The sequence below is a fragment of the Bacillus sp. 3255 genome (assembly GCF_031456485.1).
GTDB lineage: Bacteria > Bacillota > Bacilli > Paenibacillales > NBRC-103111 > Paenibacillus_E.
Genome location: NZ_JAVDUS010000006.1, coordinates 30,185 through 43,899 on the forward strand (window position 1 = coordinate 30,185; position 13,715 = coordinate 43,899).

At 51.0% G+C, this 13,715-nt stretch carries 13 protein-coding genes and 1 pseudogene; 11 read left to right on the forward strand and 3 right to left on the reverse strand.

Going from position 1 to position 13,715, the window contains the following annotated elements; translation table 11 throughout:
- Nucleotides 1–79: 79 nt before the first annotated feature.
- The gene (locus tag J2X61_RS10830) at nucleotides 80–661 is read left to right on the forward strand and encodes a dienelactone hydrolase family protein (protein WP_310187768.1); all 582 of its coding nucleotides are present in this window, start codon (nucleotides 80–82) and stop codon (nucleotides 659–661) included.
- A gap of 153 nt (nucleotides 662–814) precedes the next feature.
- Here the strand turns inward: J2X61_RS10830 and J2X61_RS10835 are convergent, their stop codons facing one another.
- Entirely contained in the window at nucleotides 815–1,174 is a 360-nt protein-coding gene (locus J2X61_RS10835) for a winged helix-turn-helix transcriptional regulator (RefSeq protein WP_274470109.1), read from the reverse strand.
- A 152-nt stretch (nucleotides 1,175–1,326) separates the two neighbouring features.
- Between J2X61_RS10835 and J2X61_RS10840 the strand changes: the two genes are divergently transcribed.
- Nucleotides 1,327–2,058 (forward strand): NADPH-dependent F420 reductase, encoded by a 732-nt coding sequence (locus tag J2X61_RS10840; RefSeq protein WP_274470108.1) that lies wholly within the window; start codon nucleotides 1,327–1,329, stop codon nucleotides 2,056–2,058.
- Nucleotides 2,059–2,502: 444 nt separating this feature from the next.
- Entirely contained in the window at nucleotides 2,503–2,946 is a 444-nt protein-coding gene (locus tag J2X61_RS10845) for a GlcG/HbpS family heme-binding protein (RefSeq protein WP_274470107.1), read from the forward strand.
- A gap of 1,100 nt (nucleotides 2,947–4,046) precedes the next feature.
- Here J2X61_RS10845 and J2X61_RS10850 read toward each other — a convergent pair.
- Complete coding sequence (locus tag J2X61_RS10850; RefSeq protein ID WP_310187769.1) at nucleotides 4,047–4,220, reverse strand: dehydrogenase; 174 nt, start codon at nucleotides 4,218–4,220, stop codon at nucleotides 4,047–4,049.
- Nucleotides 4,221–4,662: 442 nt separating this feature from the next.
- On the opposite strand from J2X61_RS10850, the pseudogene J2X61_RS10855 reads away from it, so the two are divergent.
- Nucleotides 4,663–5,380: pseudogene (locus J2X61_RS10855) on the forward strand (HD domain-containing protein); the annotation flags it as partial.
- Nucleotides 5,381–5,430: 50 nt separating this feature from the next.
- On the opposite strand, the gene J2X61_RS10860 reads toward J2X61_RS10855, so the two are convergent.
- Nucleotides 5,431–5,889, reverse strand: a complete 459-nt coding sequence (locus J2X61_RS10860) for an Lrp/AsnC family transcriptional regulator (protein WP_310187770.1) — start codon at nucleotides 5,887–5,889, stop codon at nucleotides 5,431–5,433.
- Between the two features lie 277 nt (nucleotides 5,890–6,166).
- On the opposite strand from J2X61_RS10860, the gene J2X61_RS10865 reads away from it, so the two are divergent.
- The 7 genes from J2X61_RS10865 (at nucleotide 6,167) to J2X61_RS10895 (ending at nucleotide 13,710) form a co-directional block, all read left to right on the forward strand.
- Nucleotides 6,167–7,552 carry an amidohydrolase family protein gene (locus J2X61_RS10865; protein ID WP_274470103.1) on the forward strand — a complete coding sequence of 462 codons (1,386 nt, stop codon included), beginning with the start codon at nucleotides 6,167–6,169 and terminating at the stop codon, nucleotides 7,550–7,552.
- Between the two features lie 30 nt (nucleotides 7,553–7,582).
- Complete coding sequence (locus J2X61_RS10870) at nucleotides 7,583–8,578, forward strand: aromatic ring-hydroxylating dioxygenase subunit alpha (protein ID WP_310187771.1); 996 nt, start codon at nucleotides 7,583–7,585, stop codon at nucleotides 8,576–8,578.
- A 202-nt stretch (nucleotides 8,579–8,780) separates the two neighbouring features.
- The gene (locus J2X61_RS10875; protein WP_274470101.1) at nucleotides 8,781–9,866 is read left to right on the forward strand and encodes an ABC transporter substrate-binding protein; all 1,086 of its coding nucleotides are present in this window, start codon (nucleotides 8,781–8,783) and stop codon (nucleotides 9,864–9,866) included.
- 23 nt (nucleotides 9,867–9,889) lie between these two features.
- Nucleotides 9,890–11,266, forward strand: a complete 1,377-nt coding sequence (locus J2X61_RS10880; RefSeq protein ID WP_274470100.1) for an amidohydrolase family protein — start codon at nucleotides 9,890–9,892, stop codon at nucleotides 11,264–11,266.
- Nucleotides 11,267–11,277: 11 nt separating this feature from the next.
- On the forward strand, nucleotides 11,278–12,000 hold the full coding sequence (wrbA, locus tag J2X61_RS10885) for an NAD(P)H:quinone oxidoreductase (RefSeq protein WP_274470099.1): 723 nt from the start codon (nucleotides 11,278–11,280) through the stop codon (nucleotides 11,998–12,000).
- Between the two features lie 57 nt (nucleotides 12,001–12,057).
- Nucleotides 12,058–12,891 carry a creatininase family protein gene (locus tag J2X61_RS10890; RefSeq protein WP_379240083.1) on the forward strand — a complete coding sequence of 278 codons (834 nt, stop codon included), beginning with the start codon at nucleotides 12,058–12,060 and terminating at the stop codon, nucleotides 12,889–12,891.
- Between the two features lie 21 nt (nucleotides 12,892–12,912).
- On the forward strand, nucleotides 12,913–13,710 hold the full coding sequence (locus J2X61_RS10895; protein ID WP_379240369.1) for an ABC transporter ATP-binding protein: 798 nt from the start codon (nucleotides 12,913–12,915) through the stop codon (nucleotides 13,708–13,710).
- Nucleotides 13,711–13,715 lie beyond the last annotated feature (5 nt).

Below are 13,715 nucleotides of genomic sequence, written 5' to 3' on the forward strand. Positions count from 1 at the left end.
CAGGATAACGACAGTAAGAAAGCGATATCTATGATGAGTAAAATTTCCATCATTATTGGGTCTTAGAAGGAGAAGAGAAATGGCAGAGATTCTTTTATTGCACCACGCATTGGGACTGACAAAGGGTATTAAAGCTTTCGCCGACAAGCTCAGAGGGGCGGGTCACACTGTTCATGTTCCTGACCTTTTCAGCGGTCATTTGTTTACCACTATCGAGGATGGCATGGCCTATGTCAAGGAGATCGGCTTCGAAGAGATAACCGAGCGAGGTATACGTGTGGCTAGTGAGTTTCCACGTGAGATCGTCTACGCGGGGTTTTCGCTCGGTGTGGTTGCAGCCCAGAAGCTCGCTCAGACTCGTGAAGGCGCTCGTGGTGCATTGTTGTTTTACTCTTGCGTTCCGACCTCGATGTTCGGATCTCCCTGGCCGGCGGAACTGCCAGTGCAGATTCACGGCATGGACGCAGATCCCAATTTCGTTGATGAGAGCGACATTGAGGCGGCACGCGAGCTCGTGACGACGGCCGATCACGCCGAACTCTTTTTGTACCCGGGAAATCAACACTTGTTCGCAGATAGCAGTTTGCCGTCATTTGACATTGACGCGACAACGCTGCTGTTGCAGCGTGTACTCGAATTCCTCCGGCATTTGGATGCCTGAGCGTTTGTTTAGGAACAGTTGCTTTCATGCGGGTAGCCAGTTAAGCTAACTGGGAACGATAGTTCAGCGATCCAGGAGCAGTTTGCCGCCGCGGCAACTGCTCCTTCTGTCATTAAGCTAAAGGGCAGATTAATTTAAAAATACCCATTATGATTAATCTAATTTATCTCCAAACTTCTTTCCGAATTCCTCCATTAGATCAATAATTGGAATCAATTGCTCCCCTTTTGATGTTAATGAATACTCAACACGCGGTGGCACCTCGGGATAAACTTTGCGATTAATTAAGCCATCCGCTTCTAATTCTCGAAGTTGTTTTGTTAGAGACCCTTGCGAAATTCCCCATAAAAGAGTCTTGATTTCATTGTATCGATGCGGTTTAAACTTTAAAAACCAAAGAATCAGATACTTCCAACGTCCTGAAAGCAGGTTTTGGGTATAGGCAATGCCATATATTTCTCTGTGATCCTTCTTACATTCTTCATTAAATCCATCTTTGTTTATTCTAGACACTCGTTACCACCTCATTCTGCTGTTAGGTACAAAAATAAGTACTATGCCATTATTTATTGCCCTCTTCAAAAAACTGAGTAACGTATATATAGTAGTGCATGTATACAAATTACTCAATCGGGTCAATTTTAATGGAAATAGGAGGAATGAAAATGAGATTTGGAATTATAGGTGCAGGACCAATTGGATCTAATATTGCGAACAAATTGGTTGAGAATGGACATGATGTCAAGATTGCAGATGCTCGTGGAATTGAACGCTTGGAAGGAAAAAAACTCACAGGAACACCTGTGATCGTAGAAGATGTAATTAAAAATATTGATGTTCTTATAACATCTATCCCTTTCCACGCACTGCCAAGCATTCGTAACGTTGTAGATAAAGTTGGGGAGGAAGTTGTTGTTGTCGACACTTCAAATTATTATCCTCAATTGAGCGGTAAAATTGAGGAAATTGAGAACGGAATGGTAGAAAGTGTTTGGGTATCCAATCATTTAGGTAGACCTATCATTAAAGCTTTCAACAATTTTCTAGCCTATACGTTAGAACATCATGGAACTCCCGAAGGGACTCATGGACGCATTGCTATAGCGATTGCTGGTGATAACCTGTCCCATAAACAAATAATCATGGGTGTCGCAAATGATCTAGGCTTCGACGCCGTAGATAGTGGTTCTTTAAGCGATTCGTGGAGACAACAGCCAGGAACCCCTGCGTACTGCACAGAACTTACAAAAGAGGAATTAGCCATAGCATTAAATAAAGCGAATAAAGAAAAAGCTCCATTTCTTCGTGATAAGGTGATGGAAAAGCTGTCAACTTCTCAAGGTGCGGTTTCAATTCAAGATGTTATTAAAGCAAATAGAGAAATATACAATTATTAAGTTAGAAGCCCTTATTGAGGAATTGACATTCAACTAATGGGACACGATAGTTAAACAACGAAGTGCTGCCGCGTGGCAGCACTTTGCCCATTAACGGGTGGATTTGCTAGACTCTGGAACATAAATGGGACAACATAGTTTTAGATTATAGAGGTGAATTGAGAATTGAATTGTTTGACATTATACTGGGATCATTGCATTCGTAGATATATCAGGGGGTTTTTGAACATTATGGGATTAGTTTAATGTCATTCAAACGTGACAGTAAACTATTCCCTTTATCCGTTTTTGACAGTAAATTAGTACCTTTAACTTCGGCATCATTATTGATATTTCCACTTTTCGTTGAGAATACTGAATTAATTTATTATCGCTGTTACATGTTCCCAATTTGGGTGATGACCCATAAAATAGGGTAGCATCGAAACCCAAGGAGTGAATGATTTGCTTACATTGGAAATTGCCAAACAACTGCTCGCGGTTGCGGAACAGAAAGCCCGTCAAATGGGACTCGCCTTCGATATTGCAATCGTCGACGCCGGGGCTAACTTGGTCGCCTTCCACCGGATGGATCATGCCCGGATCGCCGGGATCGAAATCTCCAAGGGGAAGGCCTGGACGAGTGTAGCCATGCAAATGCCCACGGCTAACTTAGCTCAGTCGGCGCTCCCCGGCGGTCAACACTATGGGGTCAACACGACGAACCAAGGAAGGGTCACCATCTTAGGAGGCGGCATCCCACTCGTCCGTGAAGGTATGATCGTTGGCGGCATCGGCGTCGCCGGGGGTACCATGGCGCAAGACATGGAAGTGGCCAATGCCGCCGTTCATGCCTTCGCCGCTATGCATGCTAATCCTCCCAAGGGTACCGCCCGGACGTTTTGGTAAACCGTAGTAGGAATAGAATAGCAGTACAAAAGAGAAGTTCGTCTACCCGGCGGCTTCTCTTTTGCTAGTCTGTGACGGGGGAGGATGGTATGATCGAATAATGAAATGGATCGGTGGTCTTAATACCAACAAAGTAATGTATAGCGACATCAAACTGGGATCATTGAATAACCTTTTGCGTAACCCCATCGTACCGAGGCGCTCGTTTTTTTACAAAGCTGAAATTTATCCATCTACAGGAATCTAACGGGACACGATAGCTTCATCTCATCTGGCAGCTGTCACTGAGGATAGCCTGTTGAAGTAATAGGCAGATTCAACAACAGAACGTCCAATCGGGTGGGGGAGCGGCCGCATATCCTTTATAGGAAAAATAACCGAAAGGATGAGATGGCTATGCGCAGAAACATTTCCGGCTGCCCACTCCCAAAACCGATAACTCTGGCGGCTCGACTTGCCCCGTTTGTCGGCAAGATCGTTACAGTCGTTACTCCCGGTTTAATCCGGACAACAGGAGTGTTATCAAACAACTCAGCGGGTGGTTTCACAGTGGGGTCCTTGCGGGTGCCGTTTGCAACATCATTCTATATCTTGCTGCCGGTGCGGGGGAGGCCACTCCTGCCGTTCAATGTGAATGCGAGGGCTGAGGATCTGGGCGAAATCGGAGGGCAGCTTGTGCAAGTCGGTCGCAACTTCGTAGAGTTAATACAGTCACGCGGCAGTGTGTCCACGTTGTTTCCGCTGAATTTGTTTACAGAGGTCCAATGTGAGCCTATCGGTGATGAGTAAGTTGAACGGCGCTTGCCTAAGGCAGGCGCCGTTTTTTATGGCGATTTGATTAAACTTCATTCACCTTTAAGTAACCGGATAAAAGTTATTACTAACTTATTTGCACGACGTTCGCACACTGATCTTAGTGCGGTAATGGATCCAATCGTGTATTATCGTTGACTGACGTCACTACGCTAACGGTCAGATTACGTTAATGAATTATGTTTAATTCAGAGCTATTATATGGTTTGCAAAAAGATACCCATACACCAAACACTTTTTTCTAAGTGTCCAGTGTATGGGTACCATTTTATCTCTCTTCTTTGCAATTAAATAGGGAGTTTAGACGGGTCAAAACCTTGAGGGAATATTTCTTCAAAGTGATCTTTTTTCTCGTATAGGTTATACCAAGTATCTGCAATGAGCTCTGGGTCTCCAGGAGTTCCGGGTTGAATCATGGTTCCGATGGAGAGATGACCGACAAATACACCTTTTTCTTTCAACTCATTGTGCAGGTTTGGAGCATAATTACGTATACCGGACAATACAATTCCGACATTCCCGGGATTTCACAAAGAAAGCACGGAGGACCGAATTCGTTCCCCTTAAGGGCTAAGACCCATCAGCTAAACGCGATCGGTCTCCACACCTTGGACAAGTATAACGAAGGATTGTAAGGGCAGTGACCCGTAGAGTCATGGGAGGGTGAACGCCAAGGGATTAGTGGAGTATGCGTGCAGTAGAAGATAATTGGGGAATATTTCCTGATAGTCCTCTATTTCCGCATGCCCAGCCCGCCACCTCAACCGGGTTCAACTGTGCTCTACCCTAAGATTGATCAGATCAAAGGTGATGAAGTCCTGCGAATGAGTGAGTATATGTGAGATAAACCCTTAAAACCGAGGGACGGGGAACGATAGCTGAGTAGAGATACCGCGGCAGCCTAAACTGCAGGTCAAAGTCGTGAGAATCCGTAAGGTGCTGCCGGAGGACGGCGTCCAGATGACGGAGTTCATCCGTGCGGCACCGGTTAGTCCGATGGATCTCATTCATACGATAAATGGCGTTATGGCAAGCATTACGAATGAGGCGGTGAAATCGATCGTCTCTTTCTGCGTGAACAAGGCAGGGGAGAAGCTGAGCCATTATCCGGCCGCCAAAACGCATCATCATGCGTATTTCGCAGGTCTTGAGTATCACATTGTGCGCATGCTGGAAATCGGCGAGTTCATTTGCAAGCAGCGTTCGTTCCTGAATCCGAATCTGATTAAAGCGGGCATCATTCTGCACGATATCGCTAAGCCGGAAGAGATGATCGCCCAGTTGGGCATCGTCGCGGAATACAGTGTGCAGGGCAAGCTGCTTGGCCATATCTCGATGGCGTCGAACTGGATCACGGAAGCGGCTCTGCACCATGGGCTGGATCTGCAGTCCGACGTGGTGATCGGACTGCAGCACATCATGCTGTCCCATCACAACTTGCCGGAGTGGGGGAGCCCGGTGCCGCCGCAGATTCCGGAGGCCGTCGCCCTGCTTATATCGACCTGATGGATGCGAAGTGCAGATGGTTGAGGATGTGTTGCAGGTAACGCCGGAGACGGATGTTTGGACGTCGATGATTCGCGGATTGGAAAATAAGGCAATGTATCGTTTGAACTTATAGTTGGAAGCCGCCAGGAGAGCCTGGCGGCTTTTTTTATGCTCTGGTGCAAGCTACAACTCCAACCCCGTCCCCTGCTTGAAGCGCTTGATCACAACCTGCGTATTCACGCGAACGACCCCGTTCAGCTTGTAAATATGCCGGTACAGAAAATCCTCCAGCGCCGCATCGTCCTTCAGCAGAGCATGCATGTGCAGGGAGCTGGTTCCGGTCATCTGATAAATCGAGATGACGTTGGCGTCCTCCGCAAGCGCGTTCCCTACCTCTTCGGCAAAGCGCGGCTCCACCTCGACTTCGAAAAAGGCGCTGACCACTTTGCCCAGCTTCGTCGCATTCAGACGAATCGTGAAGTTCTCGATGACCTCGTTGTCGATGAGATTCTCGACTCTTTTCTGAATGGCAACGCGTGAGAGATTGAGCATTTCACCGATTTTAGCATAGGAGAGCCGGCCGTTTTCATGCAGCAGTTTAATGATTTCCTGATCGACTTGATCGAGGTGAGGTAGGTCCACGATGTAACAACTCCTTACATAGAAAATATATACACTTGGTTACAAAACCGTGAAAACAATGAATTTTGAGCGGCGGTTGGTAAGAATTCTCGAAACTGTTAATCAATTATTCTGTAAAAGTGCCATAAACGTTACGACTTGTATTGTTTTCATTTACAAACCGGTTTGACGGCGATGGATTGTCGCTTCTATAATCATGTTAATTAACATAACACATAAGAATAAATTTTTGAACAATGTAATAAAAAATAACATATGGAAAGACGGTGGTAAACGGATGAGCGCCAAACTGATTTACAATGGCACGATTTTGACGATGAATGCGGCTAATCAAATTTTTCAAAAGGGCTATGTGTATATCGAACACGATGTGATTGTCGAGGTGGGAGCCTGGTCTCCGGACGACCGTCTCGACCGCTTGAAATCGCAAGCCGACTACCGATATGACGCTGCAGGCAAAGTTGTCATTCCGGGCATCGTCAATGGTCATACCCATCTGTTCCAAACGTTCATGAGAGGCGTGTCCGACCATTCCCCGCTAGCCCAGTGGCTGAAAGAGATCATCTGGCCGATGAGTCTGGCGATGGAGCCGGAGGATTTTTATTTGGCCGCATTAATCGGCTGTATAGAGAATCTGAAGTCAGGCGCCACCTACATCATGGATCATCACTACATTCATACGTTTCCGGAAAATGATGCCGGCGTGCTGCGGGCGATGGCGGACTCCGGCATTCGCGGGCATCTGGCCAGAGGCGGCTCCGATATGTCCGGTGAGGTTCGGCTGCGGGAGACCGAGGAGCAAATATTCGGCGGCACGGACCGCTTGCTGGACGAATGGGAAGGAGCCGCTTCCGGCAGAATCAGCATTGCGCTAGGCCCGCTCAATCTCTATGGCTGCTCCCGTGGCTATTTGGAGCGGGCGGCGGTGTTCAGCCGGGACCGCAAGCTCATTACCCACGTGCACGTAGCGGAAACGAGCGAGCAGATCGAGAACACGATGGCCCGGTACGGATTGCGCAATCTGGAGCTGCTGAACGAAGTCGGACTTCTCGGCAGCCAAACCCAGGTCGTGCACGGGGTATGGCTCGATGACGGCGAGCTGGAGCTGATCCGGGACAAGGGCGCTTCCGTCATCCATTGTCCGGTGTCCAACATGTATTTAGCTTCCGGTGTAGCCCGAGTTCCCGCCATGCAGCGCATGGGCATTAATGTCGCCCTAGGGACGGACGGCCCCGGCAGCAACAACTGTCAGGACAATCTGGAGGTGCTGAAATTTACCGCTTGCCTGCACAAAGTGAATGAGCTGGACGCGACGCTGCTGCCGCCGATGGACGTGCTGCGCATGGCCACGGTTAACGGCTCCAAAGCGGTGGGCCGAAGCGCGGACCTGGGCAGCCTCGAGCCTGGCAAGAAGGCGGATGTCGTGACCGTCGATATGATGAAGGCGCACATTAGTCCAGTACACCGGGCCTCTTCGGCGCTTGTGTACAATGCGAACGGCAACGACGTCGATCTCGTTATCGTCGGCGGTCAGGTGGTTGTCGAGCATGGGCGCTGCACGCAGGTCGATGAAAGGGAGATTTTGCAGAGAGCGCAGGCAAGAGTCGATACGCTGCGCGCCAAGCTGGCGGGATCGTATCCGATTTTCGCGCTGATCGATTAATTTCTTACTAATAGAGGAGGATGATTTGTTATGGTCTTACAACGTCTGCATGATCCGGTACTTGAAAATGATTGGCACGCGGTACACCTGGCCTCCGAGCTGAAGGATCAGCCGGTGGGGGTTATTATTTTAGGCGAAAGAGTCGCCATCTACCGCTCCAGCCAAGGCGTCCACGCCATGCAGGATCTGTGCATTCACCGGGGAGCTATGCTTTCCAAGGGTTGGGTGCAAAATGATGTGCTCGTATGCCCTTACCATGGGTGGCAGTACGATTCATCCGGTCAATGCGTATGCATTCCGGCGCAGCCGAGGGGCGAGAAAATTCCGCCAAGAGCGAAAGCGCAGCTGTACCACTGTCAGGAAAAGTACGGCTTCATCTGGGTGTGTATCGGCGAGCCCGCGGCGCCATTGCCTCATTTTGAGGAGTTCGCCAACCCGGATTACCGTCCTCTGCCATGCGGTCCCTACAAGGTGGCGGCAGCGGGAACGAGGGTCATCGAAAATTTCACGGATTTCGCCCATTTAATGTTCGTTCATCAAAATTTGCTCGGACACCCCGATTATGCGGAGCTGCCTGATTTCCAGGTGGTGAAGGAGAAGGAACGGATATATATCGAGAACATTCCGATCTTCCAGCCTGTCGCCCACTCAGGTTCGGATAAAAGCGAAGGAACGACTTATGTGTATATGAAAGAAGTTTACCGTCCGTTATCGGCGCGTTTGTCCAAGGCGGACCCGAGCAACGGCCAGACGCTCTGGATCATGCTGACCGTGCTGCCCGTTGCGGCGGAAGCATGCATCGTTCATATGATCGTATCCCGCAACTATGCGTTCGATGTGGATGACGCCAATTTCATTCGATTCCAGGATACGGTGTTCGATCAGGATGCCAAGGTCATCGAAACGCAGAAGCCCGAGCTGCTTCCGTTGGATCTTCAAGTGGAGCTCAACCACAGAGTAGACCGTTTCTCCATTGCATACCGCCGTTGGCTGCGCGAGTTGGGGGTTAAAGTGGGAATTATTTAGAAAACGATTAATGTTCGTGTTTATATCATATATAATGCGTTATTTACATATAAATCTTGAAAAAGTAATAAAAAGACGTACTTTTATTGTGATTAAACACAAAACGTTAGCATCTTCGTTGACGGTCGCCGGCGTTCGATTCTATAGTTGACTAAAGACGCAAGGACTTTGCAGAAATAACCAATATGGAGGGGATGTTCATATGAAATTATTGAAAGTTTCGAATCCGTCAGCCGCCAAGCGCCCGGTATTCCTGTCCGTCAGCTTCATCCTGATTTCCAGTCTGCTCGCAGCCTGCGGAAGCGGAAGCGCCCCAGTTTCATCGCCGGCCGCAGCGCCGACCGCAGCACCGGTCACGGCATCGGCAGCATCGGCCGCCCCATCCACGGCGCCTAAGGCGGCTGTGCCTGCAACGCTCGTGCTCAATTGGTTCGCCGAGCCGGAACACGGCGGGAATTTTGCGGCGCTGGCCAAAGGATATTACAAGGAAGCCGGCTTCGATATGACGCTGATGCCGGGCGGACCGCAGGTGTCTTCGACACAAATCGTAGCTTCAGGCAAAGCGCAGTTCGGGATGGCCAACGGAGATGACATTCTGGTTGCCAGACAGGAAGGCATTCCGATCGTCGCGATTGCAACCTCCATGCAGAAGAGTCCGCAAGCGTTGTTCTACCACAAAGATTCGGGCGTGAAGGATTTCGCCGATCTGAACGGGCGCAAAGTATATGTGGCCTCTACAGCGAGCTTCTGGCAGTTCATGAAGAAGAAATACAAGCTGGACACCGCCCAGGAAATGAAATATACAGGTCAATTAGTGAATTTCGTTAGCGATAAAACAGCGCTCACCCAAGGATACGTAACGAGTGAACCGTTTACGCTGGAGCAGCAAAAGGTTGAATACGGCACGCTGCTCAATGCCGATTCCGGGTACAACATCTATGCGGGCGTCTACTTCACAACGGAGAAAATGATCGCCGAGCATCCGGACCAGGTGAAAGCCTTTGTCGAGGCGACAGTCAAAGGCTGGGATTACTACAAGGATCACTCTGATGAGATCAACCCGAGCATCCAGGAGAAGAACCCGGATATGGGCCTTGATATGATGAAATTCAGCGCTGCCAAAGAAATGGATTTCGTCTTCGGAGGCGATGCGGTGGCCAAAGGTACGGGCATCATGACCAAGGAGCGATGGGAAGAGGTTCAAAAGCAATTAGTCGATGTAGGCGTTTTGAAATCGGCAGAAAGCATTGACAAGGTGTTTACGACACAGTTTTTACCTAAAAAATAAGAAAAGCCAGGGAGGGGACGCCGTTGACAGCTGTAGCGAATGTGGATTTCGTGAATGTTCGATTGCCCATGGAGGATGAGAGGCAGCTGTATCGCCTGTCGATACGAGACGGGGTATGGACGCAGATCATTCGGCAGGATGGAGCCGCATCCCCTCCCGAAGCCGTCTCGCTAGACAATATGAAGCAGTTCCAGGGAAAGGCGGGGATGTTTGAGGTCATCGACCTTGAAGGCAAAATGCTGCTTCCCGGCTTCGTCGACGCTCACATGCATCTGGACAAAGCGTTCTCGCTCGCTTCGGTGGGGAATCGCAGCGGCACGCTGGAAGAAGCGGTGCTCAATTATTCGCAGGCATCGCCTGCTTTCACGAAGCAGGACATCAAAGCCAGAATCATGCGTTCGGCGATGCAGGCCTTATCCTTCGGAACTACGCATATTCGTACGCATCTCGATTTCAACCTGCGCGTATCCCGGGAAGTTGCCTTGCGAACCATTGAGGCTGCGCTGGAAGCGAAGGAAGCTCTCGCTTCCTATGTGACGATTCAGTTGTTTCCGATGTGTCCCTACAACTTCATGAGCTTGGATGCGGAGGCGATTGAAGAAGCTTTGAGAATGGGCGTGGACGGCATCGGCGGAGCGCCGCATTTGTCGATCACACCGAAGGAAGATATCGATTACGTGTTCAAATTGGCGGAGAAATATGACGTGCCGGTCGATCTTCACTGCGATGAGACGGATAATCCGGCGATGCGCACCGTTCTGCATATCGCGGAGAGGACGAAGTCGCAAGGGTACGAAGGACGGGTCACCGTCGACCATTTATGCGCGCTGGCTTCTATGACGGATGCCGACGCTCACGGTATTATCAACCGGATGGCCGATGCCCGTCTGAAGGCTGTTTCCCTGCCGGCCGTCAATTTGTATTTGCAGGGCCGGCATGACAGCTTCCCGGTGCGGCGAGGTGTAACGAGGCTGAAGGAAATATGGGAGGCGGGGATTCCGATAGCCGTCGCTTCCGACAATATACATGATCCGTTTCATCCGTTCGGAAGAGGGGATCTGCTGCAAATCGCCTTAATCGGCTCCTATGCCGCACATATGGGGAGGCCGGACGACCTGCGAACGCTGCTGCGGATGATCACCGACGTTCCCGCCCAGGTGCTGGGTTTGACCGGCACCGGCATACAGGCAGGCCATGAAGCAAGCTTCGTCATTCTGGACGGAAGTACGCCGGAAGAGATCTTTACGATGCTGCCGGAGCGCAGGTGGGTGTACAGCCGGGGGCGTTGGGTGCGCATAGCCGCAGCCAAAGCGGAGTGGCAGGACAGTCAGCTAGCCCGATATTGGCAAGAGGCCGCCGAGAAAGTATCCTTCCACCAACATGAATTTGTGAAAGGGTGAAGCAAACTCCCATGGCTAACCTGCTCGTTATTTATTACAGTGCTTTCGGTCATGTCTGGCAGATGGCGCATGCTGCAGCCGACGGTGCTGGACGGTCAGGCGCGCATCGCGTCCGGATCGTCCGCATTCTCGAAATGGCATCCCCGGCGAACCGGGTCATTCGGCGGGAAAAGGACGAACCGGCCAATTCGGCGGTATTGTCCCGCCAATTCCGTTTGACTGACCGGTATACCAAATATGAAGCTGCACAATCGCTGCAGCAGCATATCCCTTATGCAACGAATGACGATCTGCGCTGGGCGGACGGGATTCTCTGGGGCTTTCCCACGTACTACGGCTCGATGCCGGCGCAAGTGAAGCTGTTTCTGGAGCTGGCGGGCGAGCTGTGTGTGGAAGGCGCCTTAGAAGGGAAGCCCGCAGGCATTTTCAATTCTACGGCTTCGATTCATACGGGGCATGAAGCGGCTATTTTAACGTCCATGGTGCCTTTATTTCATTTCGGCATGATTTTCGTCGGGCTCCCGTATTCCGAGAATCCGGAATATTTGACGGCGGACGCTATCGGCTGCTCGCCCTATGGAGCCTCCACACTCGCGGGACCCGACAGCTCGCTGACGCCTGACCCGAGGGAGCTGGTCATGGCAGCTCGTCTGGGAGAGCGGGTTGCGGACGTAGCCGAGGCTTTGCGGCTGTTTCGGGAGAGCGGAATTTCCGGTAAAACGGAGGAAGGTTGACCATGAAGATCCGTTCTTGCAGCCCGAGACTGGATCTTTTTCATACATGTAAGGGAGGTGCTTGGGTTGTCATTTCAACGTTATACAGGCAAAGCGTGGGACCGGCATTTTTTCCCCCGGTTAAGCAGAGTGGAGGTTGCCGGGCTGCCCAAAGACGACGCCTTGCTCGTCTTGCCGGTGGGGGCTGTCGAGCAGCACGGTCCGCACATGCCGGTGTTTACTGACACGTTAATTTCGGAAGTGTTGCTGACCAGCGCGTTTGAGCAGCTCCCCATGGACGCGAACATTTGGCTGCTGCCGGCCATTCCATACGGGAAGAGCACGGAGCATCTTGGGGCTCCGGGGACGATCACCTTGTCCGCAACGACGTTGATGGCCGTCGTGCTCGATATCGCCAAGAGCCTTGCCGTCAGCGGCTTTCAGAAGCTTGCGCTCGTGAACACGCACGGAGGCAACGCCGATCTGCTCAATATGATGAGCAGGGAGATCCGCATGGAGACCGGCCTGGCTGTATTCAGGCTGGATCCGGGCGGTCTTGGAGGAGCCGACGAGTGGATTACGCCGCTGGAGAAGCAGGCCGGGATTCATGCCGGTGACATGGAGACGTCGCTGGTGATGTCGGCGATTCCGCACTGGGTGCATATGGAAGCGGCACCGGCCGAATATCCGAATTATCCCGGCTCCCGGTACCTGATGCTCCGGCAGAAAGCCTTCGCCTGGGTGATGGACGATCTGTCCCATTCCGGTATTTCCGGAGATGCGACACAAGCCTCCTGTGAGAAAGGTTATGCCATGACGGCGGCTTACGGAGAAATGATCGCCGAAGCTTTGCTTGAATTTCAAGCGTTTGATATGAAGTCGTTGAAGCAGGCTCTTGTCCAAAACCAATAGTAGGAGATGATTGATATGGTCATGAATTCCCCGCTCATTCATAATCCAAGCAGCCTCGGAGTCAAACGGGCTTTTGTCAGCATGGAAGGCTTGTCCAAAACCTATCCGAACGGGACGATTGCGCTCCAAGATGTGAATCTAAGCATCCAGGAAGGGGAATTTCTCTGCTTCGTCGGTCCATCCGGCTGCGGCAAATCAACGATATTCAAAATGATTACGGGGCTGGCCAAACCGAGCAGCGGGAAGCTGGATGTGTTCGGAACGACGCCGAAGGAAGCGCGCAAGCAAAGCGATATCGCTTTTGTTTTCCAGGATCACACGCTGCTGCCGTGGTCGACGGTGGAGGCAAACGTGCGATTGCCTCTGGAGTTGCGTGGCGTCGACAAGAAGACGCAGAAGGAAGAGACGCAGCGCGTGCTTGAGCTCGTCGGCTTGAAGGACTATATGAAGGTGCTGCCCAGACAGCTGTCCGGCGGTATGAAGATGCGCGTCTCCATTGCCCGGGCGCTGATCTCCAGGCCGAAGCTGCTGCTCATGGATGAGCCGTTCGGCGCATTGGACGAAATCACACGCCAAACGCTGCAAATGGAGCTGCTTAACATTTGGCGGCAGGATAAATCGATGACGGTGCTGTTCGTTACGCACAATGTATTCGAATCGGTGTTCCTGTCGACGAGTGTCGTCGTTATGACACCGCGTCCCGGGAAAATATCGGCCCGGATCGATATTCCGGTCCCTTTTCCGAGAGATGAAAGCTTCCGCACGACGTCGCAATTCAGCGATCTGGTACGGGAGGTATCGGCGGCGCTGGATCATTAAAACCG

Excerpts from the sequence above, each read along its gene's own strand:
- J2X61_RS10830 (WP_310187768.1), top strand. The coding sequence starts at position 80 with ATGGCAGAGATTCTTTTATTGCACCACGCATTGGGACTGACAAAGGGT.
- J2X61_RS10840 (WP_274470108.1), top strand. The coding sequence starts at position 1,327 with ATGAGATTTGGAATTATAGGTGCAGGACCAATTGGATCTAATATTGCG.
- J2X61_RS10865 (WP_274470103.1), top strand. The coding sequence starts at position 6,167 with ATGAGCGCCAAACTGATTTACAATGGCACGATTTTGACGATGAATGCG.
- J2X61_RS10870 (WP_310187771.1), top strand. The coding sequence starts at position 7,583 with ATGGTCTTACAACGTCTGCATGATCCGGTACTTGAAAATGATTGGCAC.
- J2X61_RS10875 (WP_274470101.1), top strand. The coding sequence starts at position 8,781 with ATGAAATTATTGAAAGTTTCGAATCCGTCAGCCGCCAAGCGCCCGGTA.
- wrbA (WP_274470099.1), top strand. The coding sequence starts at position 11,278 with ATGGCTAACCTGCTCGTTATTTATTACAGTGCTTTCGGTCATGTCTGG.
- J2X61_RS10895 (WP_379240369.1), top strand. The coding sequence starts at position 12,913 with ATGAATTCCCCGCTCATTCATAATCCAAGCAGCCTCGGAGTCAAACGG.